The sequence below is a fragment of the Fulvivirga sp. M361 genome (assembly GCF_007097395.1).
Lineage (GTDB): Bacteria > Bacteroidota > Bacteroidia > Cytophagales > Cyclobacteriaceae > Fulvivirga.
The window spans coordinates 414,331-435,797 of record NZ_VKDC01000006.1 but is presented as its reverse complement, the minus strand read 5'-3'; the positions used below and the strand labels follow the sequence as shown (position 1 = coordinate 435,797).

Sequence of the window (21,467 nt, the reverse complement as noted above, 5' to 3'; positions counted from 1 at the left end):
TAACCGGAAGCAGATCTTGAAAAGACCCCCTTCCGGCAAACCAAATTTTACACCCGTGTTTACTTATCAATAAGCAGTTTTTGGATGCACCTATGAGCACCCTGCGATAGGTTGAATAAATACATTCCCGATTTCAGGTCCTTGATATCAATTTCAAGTGTCACGTTGCCTTTCTCCACCTGCCATACCTGTTCCTTTACCACTCTGGACTTCAGGTCAGTGATGGCTATTCTAACCTCTCCTGCCAACGCTGCCACATAGGTCATAGAAAATGAATTTGAGGCCGGGTTAGGATAAATGTGACCTGTCTTTTCAAATACATCTGTGGAATCCGTATCTGACGCTATCCTCGCATTTGCATGACAGGTGGCACCACCTGAAGCTTTTACTTTCGAACGTAATTGGCCTGAGGCATCATACCAATAGATCTTAGTAGTATTGGCCCCGCCCACGGTAGCTGTGGTGAAGAATACGTCCCCCGGTAGCGCTTCAACAACTCCGTTCTGAGAAGTACCGTATACCTCCCAGGTCACAGGTATTGAAAAGTTATTTGGATTTCTAACTCTCCATCGTCGGTCTATGGAAGGATCCTGGCTACACATAGATGTTAGATTTAATGGCGCCACATCAGGCAGTGAATCAAATACGAAAAGTGTTTCAGAGAAAGCATTGTTATTCTCGTCAGACTCGAATATTCTATTCTCTTCATCGGCCAGGGCGTCTACTCTTATCTGCCCGGAAGTCATCGCTTGCCAGAAAGGGGTTCCCTGTATACCTGATGTAGCTTCTATTTGAACAGATTCTCCGGGAAGTAAAATGCCGGAAAATACATTGCTCCAGGTCACCACTTCCTGTTCTACCTTAAACCTCACGGAAAGTATCGTAGCATCCGGACTCTTCGACACTCCCTGGTTTGCAACTACTGCTTTGAATCGTATACTATCATTGACCACCACATAATTTTGCTCCCAAAGAATATCTGTTATTACAAGGTCCGGATCACCGGCGGCTATCGTTACCGGCACTACCTCAGATTGCAATACGAAGCCTGATGCGGTAACAGCCTGGGCTGCCAGGGTATAGGTACCCGCTGTGGCCCCTGACCAGGTAAAGACATAAGGCGCTGATGAAAGAGCACTCAACGTTTCTCCATTCAATAATAGTACAACCCGGGTAACGTCAGGTCTGGAAACAGCTATTTCCACTGTAATGTCCTCCCCTTCATTAAAAATGCTGCCCGTACCAGGTTGTGTTATAGTGACCGCCTCAGATACTGCGGTGGACGGACGTAAAAAATCCAATTGTAAATTGCTCACAGTATCCGAAGTGACCCTGATCGTATTCACCCCTTTGTTCAGTACAAGAGGTATATCCTTTATCAACCATTCTGAAGTTCCGGTCGGGCCAAAAGTAAAGTCGGCTGCCACCACCAATCCATTAAGAAGGAGTTGGGTCACCACGGGACCTCCAGAGCTATTATTGTACCGGAAGGCTACTTCATAATCTGCCGAATCGGCTACATCAATATTCCACTCGACAAAACCTCCCTGAGACGAATACGCTGCATAGCCATTTCCCGAAAAACCTGTTGTCGTATTTTCGGCTGTCACGTCAGATAGCAGCGCATCTTCAGCTTCATAGACTGTTCCTGGGCTAGAGAAAAATGCAGCCTTACGGAATCTGTTATTACTACGGGATTGCTCATTGACACCGGATTGACCGTAGCGATTAATATCATCTACAAAAGCCAATAGTTCCACTACCTCATTTGCCTGCGAGATCCAGGGTGCACTTACCTGGGTAATATTTACTGTTTCCCCGGGCTGTATGACCGAATTAAAATTATCTGAAAAACCGACCACACCACCATTTACTCTGAAGGATACTCCTGTAATCACACCGGCGGGAGTTGGGAGCGTACCAATGTTCTTCACTTTAGCAACAAACCTGACGGCGTCACCACCTCTTGCATTTGCAGGTTCCGTCGTGATATCTTCCACGATCACATCAGGCCCCGGAGGTACCAGTATGTCCTTAATACCCAGGTATTGTAACTTTGTAACGGTGATGGTTGCGGAGCTAAGGCTTACGATTTTAATGGTATGCAGTTTGTCTTCCAGTCCCACCTCTTCAAAAACCAGCTTATCAGGTCCTTCAAAAGCAGCCGAAGGAATGTCCACCGTGTCAACGGCAACATCGTCTATAACAATTGCCGCCTCTCCATAATCAGCTACTACATTAGAGTACCATCGAATGCCGGTACCTTCAAATGTAAAAGTGGCACTCTCGCCTGAACTGCTGGCAGTGTGAAGGGTTCCATCCTGCTGAAAATTACTTGAGTAGAGTATCACTGCATTGTCATGATTAACCGTTTTCCATTCAGGAACAGGAGCAGGTAACGTCCCTGGCTCTACTATAAAGTAATCATACTCTACTTCCTGGTCCTGTCCAAAACGAGTGTAGATGGTGATGATGTTTTTCTCACCAGGTACCAGCTTGATCTGTTGTTGTACATCTTTAAAAACATTACCAGTCTTCGGTAAAGACACAGAAGTGTTAAACTTGGCTATGTTAAGTTCCTCATTGATACGAAAATCCCTGGCAGCATCTTTATTACGGGATTTGTAGCGCATGGTAATGATGTAATTTTCCTGCTGAGCTACCACACCAAAAATTTTACACTTTGTCTGGAAGAAATTTCTAAAGACTTTTTTACCTCCTGAAGCCGTTGCATCATTTTCAACGACAGGAAAATCAGCGCCGGGCGGAATACAGTCTTCAGCTTCATATTTCGGCCCTCCCGGTGTAGTAGGTATGGTATCCGAAGTGGCAATAGCCTGGTTACTCAATACGGAGTGATTTCCAGCGTCATCAAAAGCCTCCACTTCATATACATAGGTGGTATTTTCATCCACGCTGAGATCTGCAAAAAATGTGACACTGGAGGGAACTACATTCAGCAGGGCATCATCCCGATAGATGTTGTATCCTGACACACTTACATTATCTGTCGAGGGTTCCCAATCCAGGTCAATACGCTTAAAATCCTTCGTTAAGGCCATAAGCTGTGAAGGGGCTGTGGGAGGCTGGGATTCATTGACATTAAGAATGTATTGAACCGATTCTCCCGGACCTATTGTTTCCGTCAATACAATACTGTTGTCACCATCGGTACTGTAATCCACACGTGTATGTGAAGTTTCATAGGTCCTGCCTGCTCCAAAGCGATCACCAACGTATTGAGCTCCCTGAGGCATGACTACTTTGACACTCATGGTTAGGATCTCATTACCGAAATTGGTGAAGTTGAGCAACACTTTATCAGATTGGGCTCCTGTAGTCAGCCTGCCCAAAGCAGCTGTATTAACTGCTCTGAAATAGCCCTTCTTACCCGCTAGCTCTTCCCGGTTGATATATTCAAAAGACAATGGGCTGCCATGGGTTGCATAAGCCAGCGCCAGTCTTCTGTAGGTCTTGAGACGAGGGTTTTGCGGCTCGTTGTTATTGGGATGAGCAATAGCGTTTAACGGATTAAACTTATTGATATCTCCCGGGTAATTAAACAAAGCAAAACTGCCCGGGCTATAATCGGCATGGTATATTATATCATCCACATAACCAATATTACCTCGCATTTCCCTGTCAAAAACAGCGGCAAATCTATTTTCAGAGGTGCCATAAGCGTCGTTATCGGCTGCATTGTCATTCCCTCCCGTTTCACTCATCACCATCGGCTTCGGAAAAGCATCGCCATTGTAGCTATCGTATACTCTGAGCGTTTCGGCAAGGGACCCTCCTATTCCCTGTGTCCCGGATGTGGTATAACTATGTCCATTGGTATAGTCTGAGAGCAATTCTATAGGTCTTCTTTGCTCAGGGCTACGTGCCCAACCATTTGGTGTGCCATTAGTAGGCCAGTAGGCCCAGCCCGGGGCAACTATTTTAAGGTGTGGCCCATAGGTCGGAAGTAGTTCTGCGGCCAGTTGAGTTAAGGCCAGATTTCCTGATTGAGGTGTGTTAAAAAGGCCCGGTTCATTGGAAATTTCAATGGCGGTCAATAAGTCGCTGAAGTTGCTCAAATACTTTTCGAACTGTTTTCGACCCGAAGTGGTGACCACACCCTGTCCGGCTTGTTTATTAATAAAATTAGTGGTGAACAATAAAGGCATCACATTAAAATTCATTTGCTTTAGCGCTTCCAGGTAGGCCCTGCGATCTTCTTCCAGGCCACTTTCCTCAATAGTGATCCCAACCCTCATCCAATTTCCACTGTAGGTGATGCCACACCATTTGGCCAGTAAAAATGCTGTTCGTGCTTTGATGGCCTCACTTTTGGCCCTAAAATCATTGCCTATGGTCACATACCGTCCATGAATGGGCTCATTGGCAGGGGCTCCAAGGGCCTCAAGGGCCAGGTAATCCCATACGAAGCGGTGAAACCTATCTCCCTGATCCGTGGCAAACAGACCGTTATCCAATGATAGCCGAAGCACATTCTCACCTTCTTGCAAAAATTCCTTAGGAATATACAGTCGATAAGTCTCTTTGAATTTGAGGTCTACATTGCTCCCTTCCAGTCCGGCAATTTGAATCAGACCGGCCAATGTTTCATTTGAGAAGACATTTAACTGCGGGATTACCCGATGCGCATCCAGTATTCTCAAGCGTAACTCAACACCATGTTCGGGCACCTGGCTTAGCGAATAGTTCACTACCAATGTGCCATTTTGATCTAATTTCAGGCCTTTTCTCAAAACGCTCCAGTCATTCCGGGTGGCCCAATCTTCGGGAACGAGCAGTGAATCAGAAGAAACCGCAGCGCCATAGTCAGGGTTAAACTCGCTGGCCGTCTGGTCGTCCTTACCCAGTCTCCAAATCAGGGAACCAGGCACTACCGAAAGAGATGAAACATCAATGCTGTAGGCTTTATCAGATAGTAAAGGAAAGCCTGCAGGGCGCCCCGTCAGAGGATCAGATTTTACCCGTACCTGGACCTGCCCTACGGCATAGATCATATCTCCGACCGGCTGAGGATTAGACGTCACGTCTTGCCAGCTCGACCCTCTATCTAATGAATATTCGTATAACGTAGTATCCTGGTAGTTACCCGCAAAATTCCAGCCGAAGCTGTCATTAACATCGTCTACCATCGGGGTATTGGGAATCTCATCACTACCCTTCTCCAAAACAAAAAAGTCATAATCTCCTCCTTGCGTATCTCCGTCGTCGGTAAGCAGTTTCAAGCTATTGAAGAGGTCGGGATCGAGCTGTAAGAAAAACTGGGTGGCAGCAAATTGGTTATTGCTGTTAGGCAGCGTGATGAATTGCTTGTCACCATTTACCACCAGAGTTTTACGCTGGTCCTCGGTATTCCGGTATCCTACTCTCAGTACAAAAGCGCCATCATCAAATCCATAGATATCCGGAAAGTCTATAAAGGTGGACGTAAAATTGTTCGCCACTACTTTTCCCCCTGATGCATTGGTGTTATTAAATATTTTTGGGAATTCAGAGGCTGCATCCACCAGGCTTTCTGCTTCCAGCAAGGGACCTGGCGCCTGATCAGGGGTGGTGATGAACCGGACAATATTACTGATGTCAGACTTGTTCCCATCCCCATCCAATGCTCTCACTCCTATATCATTATACACCTGCCCTGGTTCCAGGTTAGCTATAGTCAATGTAGTATCAGCGGCAGGTGTAGTATTAAGCCCCGTAGCCTCTAAAAGCATCAAATACGGCCTCATATCTATACTGGAAGACTCTTTACTTACATAAGAGATGAACCGGGAGCCCCGGCTCTGGATCTGCACGGAAAACAGCTTGTCTTCTGTCATTTCATTTCTGACCAACTCTGTGAGATCTACGAATACTATATTACCGATCCCCGGCGTGATCCACGAAGCGATGACTTCACCATTAGTAGAAGGCTGGTTATTCCATTTAATCCCATTTTCAGTCCAGCTGTTACTGGGTACCAAGCGCATATCGTGTGTATCCACCCCGGAACCTAATACATGGAGTCGTAGAATTGCCTTATCTACGGGAGTGGAAATATTTGAGAGGTTAAATTTCATATAAGTCCTGCGGGTGAGGTTCTGGTTATTGTCTTTTTTTACCGTAAGCTTAGCGTCCTGTCCGAAATTCTTGTTGGCATCATTTCCTCCTTTGACAAATGCATCTGCCTGAGGAAGTAAGGAATCAACGGCACTGAGTCTTACTGCTTCATATCCGGTTACCGCCACATTATCCGTGGAAGCGTTCCATACCAGGTCTGCCGTGGTTTCCGTTACACTTGTTACTGTAAGGTTGGTGGGTGCCGATGGCTCTTCTACGGGAATAAGAGTAGTCACTGAAACAAGGTTGCTTAATTCAGATCGGTTACCATCTCCGTCCATCGCTTTGACAGCAACGTCATAGGTCTGACCCGGTGTCAGGTTGGCTACGGTGAGTGTAGTATCGCCAGGTGTAGTTCCAAGCGTGGCACTTTCATTAAAAAGTATCAGGTTCGGACGTAAAGAAGTATTGCCGGATTCTTTGCTGACATAGGAAATAAACCGATTCCCCTGACTTCTGATTTGCAGAGAAAATAGTTTATCTTCCGCCATCTCTGTCTTCACGAGGTCTGTAAGGTCAATATCTACCATATTTCCTACACCAGGTGTAATCCAGGAAGCAATGACCGGCGCATTAGCAGAAGGTTGGTTGTTCCATTTAATTCCGTTTTCCGTCCAACTGTTGTCCGGTACCAAACGCATGTCATGTTTATTCACACCTGAACCGATGACATGCAGCCTCAGGATTGCCTTTCCGAAAGATACGGGAAGGGTGGAGATATCAAATTTGAGGTAGGTTCTACGGATAAAGCTTAGATTACCGTCTTTTTTTACGGTAAGCAACTCATCTTGTCCGTAGTTCTTACCAGCATCACTCCCTCCTCTGACAAATGCATCTGCTTGTGGCAGTATGGAAGTAATTACACCTAGTTGTACTGCTTCATATCCTGTGACGGCAATATCATCCGTCGCAGCCTTCCAGGTCAGGTCGACCGAGGTTTCAGTGATGTTGGCAGAACTCAAATGCGTTGGAGCTGTTGGAGTTTGCCCGTAGCCATGTACGCCGCCTGCCAGCAAGACAAAAGTGACGACATAAGTCTTGACAAGTTTTTTATATCTGTGATACATGTTTTTCATGAGGTGTCATTATTTATTAGATGGGCATATTGCTTGAGACAAGCAGTTTGTCCGTCTGATTTACAAATTGAAATAGGAAGTGTACTTACACTTACAGGGAATGATTATGACGTAATGCGGTATTTCAATAAATGGGGACAGTAGCTGCTTTTTCTTAATGAAAGAAAAAGCAGCTACTCCCGTCTGTTACTTAATATCCATCATTCTGTCTGATCACAGTGTTCAGTTGAATTTCGTCAATTGGAATAGGCATAGCTTCATGGGTACCCGTAATGAAACCTCTGCTACCTAAAACGTCGTCAGCCAATTCCCATCGTAGCAAGTCGAACCATCTGTGACATTCTCCAAAAAGTTCGATATACCGCTCCTCTTGAATTGCGGTAAGCAAAGGTGCACCTCCGGCAACGGCTATATCGGCTATCACTGACGGAACATCAATGGGCTCACCGTAAGCGCGACGTCTCACTTTATTTACATATTCAAGCGCTACCGTTGTGCCGCCATTTTCATTCTGGGCCTCCGCATACATTAAATACACATCTGCCAGTCTCATTATGGGCATATTGATGAACCCATTAAAGGTCTGACCGAAAGTAGTATTCTGCTGACTTGAATTTATATCGACAAATTTTCTCGGCCGATAATCCTCAGCGCCTGTACCTACATATACTGCATCAATGAAAGGGATGAAGTCACCAGGCCTGATAAGAGTGGCACCTACCCTGGGGTCGTCTTTTAACCTATCGAAAGACGACAAGGGCACGGATACATTACCGAAACCTTCGAGATCAGATGGGGCATGACGTGTAGCATATACATGCCCGGGTCCTCCATTAAACGCACCCAATGGCGATTCCTTAGAAAATTGTAGCTCGAAGATAGATTCACTTCCATTTTCAGCTTCACCATTGAAGTTATCTGCAAAATTGTCCAAAAGCCGGTAAGAAGCATTGTTAATGATCTTCTCAAAGTACTCGATAGCCTTAGGCCATTCCTCCTGATAAAGGTAAACTTTACCCAGGTAAGCTGAAGCGGCACCTTTTGTGGCCCGTCCCAGATCATTTCCTGTCCAGGATTCAGGAAGCAAGGTTTCTGCCACCTCAAAATCCAGTATGATCTGTTGATAGACTGAATCGACGGAAGCTCTTGAAACAAGTGTAGCTTCACGGTTACTCGGCACAGAAGTTATCAAAGGAAAACCTCTCACTGAACCATCTACTGAAACAGGCTGTTCGCCAAACATACGCACCCCCAGAAAGAATGCAAACCCCCTTAGAAAATATGCCTGTCCTACCAATTCATTTTTTTGTTCTTCTGTAAAATCTCCTGAAGTTTCCAGGCCTTCCAATCCTTCGATTACGCTGTTTGATCGTAATATTATTTTACCCAGGCCATTCCAGGCCGCATCTAATGTCTGGTTGATCGGCGTAAGCGCAAAAGTTTTCATTTGGTTCCAACCGTCATCTCCCTGAAAAAGCAGGTCATATTCATGTGTGATCTGATGGAAGAAAAAGTGAATTTGATCTCCGTACAGGTCCACTTCTTTTAAAGGTGTGTAAGCAGCATTGATCGCTTCGACTGATGTTCCATAATTTTCAAACACAGATACCGTTACCAGGCTGTTTTCATCGGTTACCTCTAAAAAATCATCGCCACAGCCAGACACTAAAAACAAGCATGAACTTAGTATGATTAGTAGTATATTTTTCATGATACGCATGTTAAAAGTCTAATTGTAATCCCAATGTGTATATCCTGGATTGAGGGTACCCTCCCCTGTCAATCCCTTTGTCAGCGTTTCCGCCTCTGTCAAACTCAGGGTCAAACCCTTCGTATCCTGTGATCGTCAAAAGGTTCTGAATACTTCCGTATAATCGCAGGCTGGTCAGTCCCTGGACCAACGTGTTAGGAAGTGTATAGCCCAGCTGCACATTTTTCAACCTGAGGTAGGAGCCGTCTTCTACGTAATAAGAAGATACCCGCGCACGGTTTCCGTTAGGATCATTCAGAATGATCCTGGGTTGCTCATTGTTTGGACTTTCTGCTGTCCATCTGTTTAATGCATCTGTAGTCATGCTATAATCTGACTCAAGGTTATGTGTGATAGATTTGAAGCTATTAAAACGATCCACTCCCTGAACTCCCTGAAAAAAGAGCGCCAGATCAAAGTTTTTGAATTTTGCACCTGCATTAAGTCCATATACCCATTTCGGCCAGGGGTTTCCGATAAAAGTTCTATCCGCACCGGTAATCTCTCCATCCGGTTCGGCAACAAAATCGCCGTTCTCATCAAATCGACCAATATCCCGATATCTAAAGTCTCCAGGCCCTGTATTACGATTGATATAAGCCCCGTCAGGAGCTCCATTGTTTAAAGCTGCCAGTTCTGCATCACTTTGAATGATACCATCTACGATAAAGCCATAAAACGATCCAAGGGGCCTGCCCACTTCCGTGACCGAAACATTACCGTTTCCGCCATCCCAGCGCCCACTTACTATTCTTTCGTCTTCATTTAATTTTGTTACCTCATTCTCGTTATAAGAAGCGTTGGCCGAAACATTAAAAGAGAAATTATCATTGACACGTTCTCTGAATGACAGCGCCATTTCTAAACCTTTATTTTGGATCTGGCCTACATTAACAATGGGGTTTAATGGTCGGTTGTACCATGCCTGCTGTAAGTATCCTGCCGACGGTGGCAGGCCAACACTGAGTAGGAGATCATTGGTGTTTTTAACATAATAATCAACCGTAAAATTAAGTTTGCTTTCCAGTAATGCTATGTCAAGCCCCAGATTATATGTTTCGATCTCTTCCCATTTTATCGCCTGATTTGCAAATCGGGAAGGCCTTAAACCCGTCGCAATGTTTTGACCATCTCCGAAAGTATAGAGTGTCCCGCTGTTCGTGTAGGATGCCTCATAGAGGTACCTGTCCAGCCCTGAACTGTTGCCTAAAATACCATAGCTTGCACGTAACTTCAGGTCTGATAAAAAGGCGAACTGATCCATAAAGGATTCATTGATAATCCTCCAACCTACTGATGCGGAAGGAAATACACCATATCGTTCTTCTTCACCAAAAAAACTGCTTCCATCTCTTCTGATATTTACGGTGAAAAGGTATGTATCATTATAACTATAGTTAATGCGTCCAAATTGGGATAAGATCCTGTCTGTAAAGTTTCTGCCTGTGGCATTTCTGGAATCAGGATCCGAACCGTCGATTACGTCCAGCCCTCCGGTAAAGTTGGCCCCGGAAGCCGAATATCTTTCTATATTGGTTTTGATGGCTTCGTATCCGGCCAGAATTTTGAATTGATGTTTGTTAATTTGCTTATCATAACTGATGACTGAATTACCCAAAAGCCGGATATTCTCGTCATATTCCTGTAAAACGGACGCAGAAGTTATTAATACCCCGCCACCTCCCAAATAGGTATTGGTAAAGGTCCTGTCATTCTTAAAGCTAAAATTGGCCCCTAAATTTGTCCGGACACTTAAACCATCAATAATCTCGATGTCCAGGTATACATTCCCACCCACGCGATAATTCTTGTTACTTTCTTCCGTTCTGAGTTCACTGGCTAATGGGTTACCTCCTTCATATTGGTATTCCAGACGGTCTACCGTACCAAAGCCGCCAAATCGATTATCCGGATTAAATACAGGAAGCGCAGGAGTAGCCCGGATCCAATCCCGACTACTACTATTCATAGGATCTCTATCGGAATAGTTTAAAAACAGAGACTCTCCGACTTTTATTCGTTTCCCTATCTTAAAATCAGAATTGGCCCGTAAAGAATAGCGTTCGAAATCAGTCCCCACGTACGTACCTTCTTCTTTAAAATAGCTTCCCGAAATAAAGAAATTGGAAGTGACGCTTCCACCGGTAACGGACAGGTCGTAATTCTGTATAGTACCATTTCCATACAGTTCGTCTATCCAATCGGTCGAAACCGTCGGTAAGTTATCAGGATCGGCGTAGGCCGGAATACGTGGCTCTCCTGCAAGGTCATATGCCTCATTCTTTATTTCAGCATATTGTTCTGTGTTCAATGGGTCAGGAAGACCTAATGGTGAAGAGACACCTGCGTACGAATTAAAGCTTACTTTTGTCGTACCTTCCTCTCCTCTTTTCGTGGTAACGATAATGACCCCGTTTGCAGCGGCAGAGCCATAAATAGCGGCAGCAGAGGCATCCTTAAGTATCTCAATGGTCTTAACATCATTCATATTAAAATTGACGCCAGGCGCAGTACGTACACCGTCAATGATCCAAAGTGGGTCTGTTCCCTGAATGGAACCCGCCCCTCTGATAAATATTTCTGCTCCCGAACCCGGCGCTCCGTTATTGCGGCTTACGAAAACACCTGCAGCTCTTCCCTGTATTGCCTGATCAAGCGATGGCACTGCCAGGTCTTGTATTTCTTCCGGTTTTACTGAGGAAACAGACCCGGTAAGATCTGATTTTTTTTGTGTTCCATAGCCCACAACCACAATTTCCTGGAGAGAGGCTATGTCCGGCACCATGCTTATATTGATCCTGGACCTACCGCTAACCGCTACTTCCTTTTCTTCATATCCTACAAAAGAAATGAACAGTGTAGCATTCTCATTGGAAACTGATAGTATAAAGTTACCTCCGGAGTCTGTGACCGTTCCATTCGTTGTGCCTTTTTCCAGTACTGTCGCTCCCGGAAGTCCATCACCATTTTCATCCAAAATCTGACCGGACACCTCAAATTCCAGCGCACGTTTTATGCGCTCTTCCACAGGCTTTTCTTCACCCGTCTTTTTATAAACATGTATATTTTCGTCGACGCGCTTGAATTTCAGATTGGATTGCCTGGAAATATCTTCAAGTAATTTCCCCAGATTGGTTTTGCCTCCAACAAAGATCTTTTGATCTTTATTTACAATTTCGGAGTTATAAGAAAAGTTAAATCCTGTAATCACTTCTATTTGATTGAAAGTCTCAGGTATAGAAGCTCTCACCAAACTTATGTCAACGTCGATCTCATAGAGGCTTTTAGCCTGCGCTTTGGATTCCGCAGCTATCAGTAACGATGCCGTAAACGTTTGCATAAAAATGACACAAAAAAGGATACGTGACATTTTGATTACCTCCCTTAAAAGTCCATTAGGTAGATGATTTTTCATTAATTTTGAGTGTTTTATTAAACATTTTCTAATTACAGAATCATTCAGATGGAGTCGCCAAACTTATTTTGAATGATTCTGACGAAATACCAGGATCCTTGTCCTGGTATTTTTTTAGCTGGTATCGAAGGGCATTTTAACAGTCATTATGGCCTTATTTTTAGTAGATGGTTACTTCTTTTTCTTGTAAAGAGAATTCGAACCCTGTAGTGTAGCTGACACCTTTCATCACTTTTTCCAATGAAGCATTCTTGTAGGTCCCTGTATATTTACCGAAAAGGAGCGAACGGTCCTTAACAATAAAACTGACCCCATACCATCGCTCCAGTGTAGCAATGACCTGCGGTAGCGGAGTGTCTTCGAAATGGATCACACCATCCTTCCACCCTATTTCCTTATTAACCGAGAACGGCTCTATCAACAGTTGATTATCTTCCAGAGTAAATACACCACGCACATTGGGGACCAGGAGAGCCTGATTGCCTTGCTTATCGGAAACCTCAACCTTACCAGTGACGACGGCAATTGAGTTTTCAGTGTCTTCGGGATAGGACCTTACGTTGAAGGAGGTACCTAACACTTTCGTCATTATATCTCCTGAATGAACTGTGAACGGGCTGTTTTTATCTTTTGTGACCTCAAAAAAAGCTTCTCCTTTCAATGTAACTGATCTTTTGGTCTTGAAATGAGTTGAATAGGTCAGTTCGCTTTCAGCATTGAGCATTACTTTTGATCCGTCAGGCAATTGGACTACCATCTTTTGCCCTTTTAAGGTGGTCTTTGTAATCATCTCCGAAGACGCAACTTCATGCCGGATGTTTTTACTGACATTAAAACGCATAGCCATAAAACCTGCCAAAAGCACTAATACCACCGCAGCGGCAATACCGGCCATTTTCCAGTAGTTTGGGTTCCACTGAATTTCTTTGTTGCCTTTTTTCTGGCTGTAGTTCACAATATTTTCCAACACCAGGTTATAATCTTCTTCAGGCATTTTGTAATCCTTACTATACTGGGCAGAAAGAATTATCTGACGCGCTATTTCTACGTCCTTTTTTCTATCCGGGTGTGTTAGCATCCATTTAGACCAGTAGTGTGTCGATTCTTCCGAAGGGGTTACGATCCACTGGACGAAATGCTCGTTTTTAATTAATTCCAGAATTTGATGATTGGCTTTTTGCATTAGTGGTCGAATTAATACGGACTACCTGGTTATATAGAGACACTAACCGCCAAAATGTACATAGCCAAATATGATTTTTTTTAAAAACCATGAAAAATGGCAGCAATTAATACCATTTTAATACTAACCGGATGATATTATGGAAGATCATCAAAAAAATGACTGAAGACTTTCATACATAAGCAGGTATGGTGTTCTGCTTTTCATACCTTCAAATTACCAGCAATCATCGAGATATGTTTGTAAAAGCAACAGGACAAAGAGACGATGGGTTGAAGGTCAGTATTGGGCAAAATGAATGAGTAGCATGAACAACGAACCTTTAAAGGGAGACAGTTCTTTTTCCAGAGAATCTAATGCACGATAGGTCAACGCACGCGCAGACCTGACTTTTATATTCATAATATCGGCAATTTCAGCATAACTCAAGCCTTCATAAAAGTGGAGTAATATTACCTCACGCTGACTTACTGGAAGTCCATTTAGTTTTTTTTGTATAATAGCATAGTCGGCTATATCCAGCCCCGGATTAATAGAAAGGCTGCTTTCTACCAATGAGAAGCTAAAGCCGTCTTCTTCAAACTGTAATCGTTCTTCCTTTTTTATATCCCTGAGTATCATCCTTTTAAGTGCGGCAAAAAGATACCCTTTGATCGAACGTGCTGAGGAGAGCTTAGACCTTCGGTCTATAAGATCATAAAATAGCTCCTGGATACAATCACGAATAAATTCAGACCTCCCGGTGAATTGGCGTCCATATCGATAAAGTATATCTGCATACTTTCTATAGATGTAAATAAGACTCTGGTTGTCTCCTTTAATGAAACGCTCCCAAACATAGTGCTCATCTTTCTCGGAAAACTGGTCAAACCCGACTGGTTCCAGTTTTTTGATCTTGGGAGAATTATGTATGACTTTTTGAGATTTCATTCTGTCTTACAGAAGTGATGACCCATGAATATAGAAAATTATAGGAAATTGAACCGGATAACTCGGGAAATCATGAGTTTAAAGTTCCATTGGTTCTTGAAATTGAGATTTTTTCAATTTATTACATGTAAATACGAATACTACAGGTTAAGCCAGGTCTTGTTCTATTCAACTCTTGCTAAACAATAAATAGTGGCCAATATCATTGAATACTAACTATTTCGATCAGGCAAAAAACCAATAATCGATGACAGGTTGCTTATCCCAGGATTGAAGCAATTGGCTTATTGCCAACCTGCCATCAGGTGAGGTAACCACAATCATGATCTGAGGATTATCAAGGTCTTTAATGTCCTTGAAGTGCTGCATTTGTATGCCGTAGATGTCCTTACCGATCTTTTTTTGATTATCACATACCCAATGAAAGGTTGCTTCATAACCCAGTAAGAGCTTAGCCATATCCTTCCCATTTCTACCTGCGCCCCAAAGTACCAAAGGTCTGGACCTATCCCGGTCGATCTCATAAAAAAATCTGAGCTTAAGATCGAAATAACGATTGTCCTTATATTCCTTCCATGTACGTGAAATGCGATTGGACCGGTCTCTCCAATAATGGAGTATTTTATCCACTCCCACTACGTTGAGGCCCTGCCGGTAAAAGCGGAAAGTCAGATCGTAGTCTTCCGGGTATACTAGCGGGTCAAATGCACGTACGGCATCAAAATCGTCTTTATGAATGATCCAGCAATGGGACGGTATAACACACTCTTTATATATCTGCTGATAATGCGTACTGGTACGCGCCACTTCATTAAGCCATTCTTCATATTTGACAAATCCATCTCCCACCTCCCCCTCGTCTACAAAGTGCCTGGTCCCTCCTGCTATTATGGTTCCTTTTCCATGTTTATTCCACTCCTCCACCAATACCTGTAATTTGTAATCGGGCATTTTGTCATCCGAATCCATTCTATTGATCAGCATGCCCCTGGCCTGGGCATAGCCTACTTGTAATGTTGGTATAAGTCTTGGTTGCTCACTGTTGAAAAACCTAACCCTTGGATATCGACCGGCATATTCGCGTAATATGTCCGGGCTGCGGTCGGAAGAATGGTCGTTGACAGCCATCAGTTCCCAGTGTTGATACGTTTGAGCCAGTATAGAATCCAGGCATTGTTCCAGATAGGGCTCAGTATCTTTTACCGCCATAATTATTGATACGAGAGGGTCGGAACTATCCACTAGAATTTCAGAATTAAGAATTGAGTAAGTACACCGATCAGGATGGACAGAATAAAGCTGATCAACGTACCAATAAGGATGTATTCGGTACGCTTTCGTTGACCGGACTCTTTTAGATCACCAAACCGGAATACAGATTTAGCAGCTATTAAAAATCCGATCGCTTGATATTGCTGCATAAGTACAAAGGTCAAAACCAACGATCTTTCGATCATACCGATGGTTTTGCCGGCATCTTTCAAACTTTCTTGTTCCGGAAAGTCGCCATCCGGATCTTTCTCTCTCTTTTCACGGTCATCCTCCGCTATTTCATCCTGCCATTTTTTGGTTATGAATCCAATCAAAATTCCTACCGGCATAGTGATCACCAGGTAAGCGATCGTTACTATCAAAACATCTGTATTGTTAAACAACCGGGTATTTAATGTTTGTTGAAAGATTGACCAGTCTTTAATGGCTTTGGTGTAAATGATCCAATAAATGAGCAAGGTGAGTACATGAAGAAATTGATCTATGATAAAGAGCCATTTCCCTCTGTCTGCTTTCCACCAGTGTTTTGATTCAATACGGGCTTTTATTGCATCAATAGCACCATGTATGACCATGATAATCAAAGGCCCCTGCCAATTGGTCCATTTTCCAAGCAACAAATAAGTGGTAACGCCCACCGTAAGGACATGCAGATAATAATATCCGGATGCAGGGCCGTTCTTCTTTTCGACCGCCATCCTGTTACTTTGAAACATAAAATCTGCCAGCAAGTGAGCAATCAGAAGTCGAAAAAATATATCTACTTGCGAAATGTCCATTTTATTTGTTCTTCAAATCTCTTCAAATAAGGTTTGATGGCCTCAATCTTACTCACATCCAAACGCTTGCTGACGGCCCTTTGTGATTTACCTATTCTTTTACCAATAGCATCTTGAGTAATAGTATTAAAAAGAAGTAATGGATAGACCGCATCCGCCTGGGCGGTACTCCACTTATCTGTAATCACCTCTATCATGGGTAGTACTGAGGCTATTTCCGCATCTAATTGTTCTTCACCAGTAGTGACTTGGATCAAACGTCCTTTTTCTTTCATTTGATCTAATGAACGTCCCGATCTGGTAAATGGACCTCCTGTGAGTTCTGTTAAGTCATTGGTATGAGGGTATTCTTCCAAAAAACCTATGCCCAGAGACATTCGCGCATCCCATTGCAGCTCTTCGCTTCTTATTTTACTGCTATGTCTTTTTAAACCTGCTTTAATAAGCAATAAAATTAATAATCCTTTTCCCGGTCTATTGGAAATGCATTGAAAGCTGTCCCCTCTGTATATGTCTATGATAAATCTATCATCCTGATGCTGCTTAATATCATCACCTATCTTGTGAAGTACGTCTTTGTAGCCGCCCGGAATCCTTGTAGACCCAATTATATCGCCTGTGATCACTGCTCCCGTTATACCTTTCATAGCCTCTAATTTAGAACCTTCTGGCGTTCTAAACAATGATTAGAACCTTAGAAGGTTCTAATTAGCTAAGGTGGCCATTCTATATGACATTTCAAGTATCTGTGACGCGGCAATTTCAGGCTTAATCTATTTAGAACCCTCTAAGGTTCTAAACGCACTTTAGTACCTCCAAAGGTTCTAATGCAAGATGCCCGGCCTCCTTCCGGAAATCAAGCTTACCTGTAACTGGCTTACCGGTTTCTCACATTTTGATACCCCTTTATTTTTTATACAGGCTTTGACTACAAAAAATAAGTTAAGAAAAAGATAGAAAAGTATTTACGGGATACTGCAAAATGATCAGTCTGATCATTTCAATATACCCATATGCCAATACGTAATGATATGATCCAAATCATAAGGGTGAACGAATAAAAGATATAGTTTTGAATTATTCTAAATAATATTCAGCCTTAATAGTGCTCCAAACCTAAATCAATATGAAAACAGCAGCTATTTATGAAAACTTAACCTACAAGGAAAACATCCCTTCCATAACGGTACTCCTTGAAACCCAATTCACCAAAGAAATTAGAATAGCCATGAAACAAGGGCAAGTGATGAAGGAACATAAAACTCCTCATCCTATCGTTATAGAGATAGTAGAAGGGGCCATAGATTTTGGAGTTGAAGGTACTATTCATTCCCTGGAAAAAGGAGGGTTAATTACACTGAATGGAGGCATTCCTCATGATCTTAAAGCTGTAAAAGACAGTATCATTCGCCTGACATTATCCTTGTCAGATAATGCGGACAGAGTAAAAGCCGTAGCTAAGGACTGAAAATAAATATCCCTGTTACAACCTTATCATTGTACCGTGTCAAAATGCTTTCTGTATTCCGCCGGTGATCTACGGGTGATGGCCTTAAACTGCCGGTGGAAAAATGAAAGGTTCTGATAACCCGATTGATAAGCAATGGATTCTACGGAGATGTCACTCCTTTTCAATAGTTCACAAGCTTTACTGACGCGATACTCATTCAGATAGACTGTAAAGGTCTTGTTAAATGTCCTCTTGAAAAACTTTGAAAAGGACACAGGCGTTAAAAACACCAATTCTGCCAATTGATCTGAAGTGATCTTAGTTCTGTAATGCTCAGCAACAAATGAAATAATTGATCCGATCCGTTTTGAAACCACCTCATTTGTATCGAAATGCGCTCCCAGACTCAGCAACTCGTACTTTGTTACAGATAATTCATACAAGAGCTCTACTACCTTAAGCAGCCGGTGCATTGGCGTTAGCAACTTCATACCTTCCAGCACCGAACCTGCCCTACGAGCAGTATCCCGGTCAAATAGCAGGCCATATTTACTCTCCAGCAACATTTGGCGGATGGTCGAAAATTCTTCTTTTTGCATCCAATGATCTCCTAATAATTGTTCATCGAATTGGATAAAAATGGACCTGGCCCTTTCATTCTCCGATTCATTGCTCTTCCAGCAATGTGGCAGCTTCTGACCTAACAATACCAATTCCCCAGTCTGATAGGATCGTATTGAATTACCTACACTTCGAATACCACTACTATTGACAATATAGGTCAACTCCCATTGAGGGTGGAAATGCCATGGGGACTCAAAACTACTTTCGTCATAGATACCAAAGTGAAATGATTGATTAGGATCATGGGATACAGGTTCTAAAACTGCCTTTATCATATATCAATTTTCCTTAAAAAAATTAACATTTAATACTTTAGGGCAAAATAGTATACTTTTTAACAAAACTTGTGCTTAACAAATGGTTTATGCGAACCTTATTTTTACATCCATAACCGTTCGTATTTGAAAGTTACAAAAGTGTTTGATCATGAAGTATGATGTGCTGGTTTCAGGGATGATGGTAGTAGATCTGCTCATCGAGCTGCCCGCCCAATATACAAAAGGTTCTAAACAGGAAGTCAGGCAAATCAGTGTACAGGGAGGCGCTCCGGCCGGTAATGCAGCTTGCGTAATTGCATCATCAGGAATAAGTACGGCCTTTCTCGGTTACAAAAGTGACACAGTGTTGAGCCACATTGCCATTCAGGAATTTGAAAGGTGTAATGTAGATACTTCACTCCTTTTAGAAAAGGACAAATTCCAACCCGCTATCGCTGCTGTAGAGGTTGACCCTGTTAATGGCGAACGGACTGTTTTCTATTCACTGAATGGCTATATGCCTCTGGCTCCTGAGGACATTTATGAAGTTTCGGTAAAGAACTGTCGTTTGATATTGGTAGATGGATACGACGTAGCCGGGAACCTGGCTTTGTTGAAACTGGCTAAAAAACACAAGATAACATCTGTATTAGACCTTGAAGCTGGAAATAGTACAGACCTGCTTCAAATGATACAGCTTGGCGGGCATATCATACTACCACTGGAAGGCGCTCAGTTCATTTCAGGGCAACAGACAGTGGAAGACTGTTTGTTTGCTCTTGCTAAAGAAACCAAAGGTCAGTTGGTCGTTACGGACGGCGTCAACGGTAGCTGGGCGCTTGAGAACGGAAACATCATACATCAACCCGCATTTCCAACCAACGCTATAGATACAACCGGTTGTGGTGATGCATTTCACGGGGCATATGCCATAGCTCTGCTTTCCGGCAAAACACTACGCCAACGACTGCAGTATGCCACAGCTTATGCCTCCATCATCGCTACATTTTTTGGAGGCCGAAGTTATTATCCCTCTCAAAGTGAAGTAGAAAGCTTAATCATAAAATACCAGGAATTATGCCAGTAGATTATTTGACAAGGATTGGAATTGCGGAGCAGGAAATGAGGAAATTGATCACGCCTTCCCCGAAACCTAAAAATGTGTCTATTGCATTGATCGGTATTGGGCTTGAGCAACATTTTGATTGGGAATTGGCCAAAAAATCTTATACGGCGGCACTTCAACAAACAAAAGACGTGTTTTCCGATGAAAACATTTTATTGGCCCATCCCACCCCCGTACAAACAAAAAAGGAGCTGCTGGAGATGCTCAATGATTATTTTGCACAGGGCATGAGTGGATTAATAGTTTACCAGGCTTCATTCATATCAGGCGATCTGGCGCTGACACTGGCCAACTGGCTCCGTGACCAGAACATGCCTATTTTGAGTTGGTCTCATGCTGAAGTAATGGGCGGCAGGCTTACTGCCAACAGGCTGTGCGGGCAGAACTTTTTACTTAACAGCTTGAATTCAATGGGTGTAAAATACTCATGGGTATTTGATGAGCCTGAATCATCAGAATTAACCCTGGTCCTGGACCGGTTCGTACGTGTGGTAACTACCAAAGCCAGGCTTAAACATGCAGAACTACTTATGATCGGTGGTATGCGTGTACCTGGTTTTTTTGATTGCGAACTCAACGAAATATCTATTGCCAAACACTTCGAACTGGGAATAGAACGAGTAGATATCGAAACGGTCTGGAAGCACGGAGAAAAATTCAATAGAGAAGATATACACCATATTGTCGACCAGCTTGTATCCGACAGCCGATGTAACATGCAAAATGTATCCGCACAAGAACTATTCTTATCCGTAAGATTTAGTCTAGCCATTGCCGATTATGTCAACGCAGGGGGGTATTTAGGGGTTGCTTTGAAAAACTGGCCGGAACTATTCGACAACTACCAAATTGCAGGTGACGGGGCCGGCGCGCTGGTACAGGACCTGGGTATACCTGTAGCAGATGAATCTGACATGGGAGGATTGCTGACCATGGTTACCATGAATGGGTTAAGTAACGGAAAGGCGCTACCGACACTAATGGACCTATCCGTACTGAATACAAAAGAGGATAAAATAGGCGCCTGGCATTGTGGGGGCTCTCCTACCCGACTTTTACGTGACGGCACAAGCTATCAAATAAGAAATCACAGTATCCTGGACAATTTCGATAAAGAGAAATCATACGGTATGCTACTGGAATTTTTACAGGAAACCGGCCCGGTGACCATAGCCAAATACCAATACCCTCATGCTTCATACATGCTTTCTTTTGAAGGGAACATTGTTGATTCTCCCTTACGGTTCAGAGGAAGTTACGGAGAGATCCACCCTACTACGGCATCGGCAACCGACATTATAGGATCAATACTTAGTCAAGGGTTAGATCACCATTGGATCATTGGCAGAGGACATATCCGGGAAGACCTGCATGAGTTTAATCATTGGATAGATGTAAAAGAATTACCCTTTACTTCGAGTGGCATATCGGGCAGAAGTCAACAGAAAGAAATGAATTATCAATCCTAATAACATCAACCATTAGAAT

Annotated in this window: 12 protein-coding genes; 3 read left to right on the top strand and 9 right to left on the bottom strand. The window is 43.2% G+C overall.

What is annotated here, in order from left to right:
- Positions 1-59: 59 nt before the first annotated feature.
- The 8 genes from FNH22_RS08870 to FNH22_RS08835 form a co-directional block, all read right to left on the bottom strand.
- Positions 60-7,184: a DNRLRE domain-containing protein gene (locus FNH22_RS08870; RefSeq protein ID WP_185154137.1), complete on the bottom strand. Its 7,125-nt coding sequence runs from the start codon at positions 7,182-7,184 to the stop codon at positions 60-62.
- A gap of 199 nt (positions 7,185-7,383) precedes the next feature.
- Entirely contained in the window at positions 7,384-8,904 is a 1,521-nt protein-coding gene (locus FNH22_RS08865) for a RagB/SusD family nutrient uptake outer membrane protein (protein WP_185154136.1), read from the bottom strand.
- 10 nt (positions 8,905-8,914) lie between these two features.
- Complete coding sequence (locus tag FNH22_RS08860; RefSeq protein ID WP_143397997.1) at positions 8,915-12,358, bottom strand: TonB-dependent receptor; 3,444 nt, start codon at positions 12,356-12,358, stop codon at positions 8,915-8,917.
- 160 nt (positions 12,359-12,518) lie between these two features.
- Entirely contained in the window at positions 12,519-13,541 is a 1,023-nt protein-coding gene (locus FNH22_RS08855; protein WP_143397996.1) for a FecR family protein, read from the bottom strand.
- Between the two features lie 279 nt (positions 13,542-13,820).
- Positions 13,821-14,471 carry an RNA polymerase sigma factor gene (locus FNH22_RS08850; RefSeq protein ID WP_143397995.1) on the bottom strand — a complete coding sequence of 217 codons (651 nt, stop codon included), beginning with the start codon at positions 14,469-14,471 and terminating at the stop codon, positions 13,821-13,823.
- Positions 14,472-14,696: 225 nt separating this feature from the next.
- Positions 14,697-15,680 carry a glycosyltransferase family 2 protein gene (locus FNH22_RS08845; RefSeq protein WP_143397994.1) on the bottom strand — a complete coding sequence of 328 codons (984 nt, stop codon included), beginning with the start codon at positions 15,678-15,680 and terminating at the stop codon, positions 14,697-14,699.
- Positions 15,681-15,712: 32 nt separating this feature from the next.
- Positions 15,713-16,522, bottom strand: a complete 810-nt coding sequence (locus tag FNH22_RS08840; RefSeq protein WP_143397993.1) for a DUF3307 domain-containing protein — start codon at positions 16,520-16,522, stop codon at positions 15,713-15,715.
- Positions 16,504-17,169, bottom strand: a complete 666-nt coding sequence (locus FNH22_RS08835) for a hypothetical protein (RefSeq protein ID WP_143397992.1) — start codon at positions 17,167-17,169, stop codon at positions 16,504-16,506. The genes FNH22_RS08840 and FNH22_RS08835 overlap by 19 nt, the downstream gene beginning before the upstream one ends.
- Before the next feature lie 479 nt (positions 17,170-17,648).
- On the opposite strand from FNH22_RS08835, the gene FNH22_RS08830 reads away from it, so the two are divergent.
- Positions 17,649-17,990, top strand: coding sequence for an AraC family ligand binding domain-containing protein (locus FNH22_RS08830; RefSeq protein WP_143397991.1), 342 nt, complete (start codon positions 17,649-17,651; stop codon positions 17,988-17,990).
- A 26-nt stretch (positions 17,991-18,016) separates the two neighbouring features.
- Here the strand turns inward: FNH22_RS08830 and FNH22_RS08825 are convergent, their stop codons facing one another.
- Positions 18,017-18,871 (bottom strand): AraC family transcriptional regulator, encoded by an 855-nt coding sequence (locus FNH22_RS08825; RefSeq protein WP_143397990.1) that lies wholly within the window; start codon positions 18,869-18,871, stop codon positions 18,017-18,019.
- 151 nt (positions 18,872-19,022) lie between these two features.
- Here FNH22_RS08825 and FNH22_RS08820 point away from each other — a divergent pair, with 151 nt between their 5' ends.
- Entirely contained in the window at positions 19,023-19,940 is a 918-nt protein-coding gene (locus FNH22_RS08820) for a carbohydrate kinase family protein (RefSeq protein WP_143397989.1), read from the top strand.
- A complete protein-coding gene (locus FNH22_RS08815) occupies positions 19,931-21,448 on the top strand; it encodes an L-fucose/L-arabinose isomerase family protein (RefSeq protein ID WP_143397988.1) in 1,518 nt (505 codons plus the stop codon). Before FNH22_RS08820 ends, FNH22_RS08815 begins: the two co-directional genes overlap by 10 nt.
- Positions 21,449-21,467: the final 19 nt, after the last annotated feature.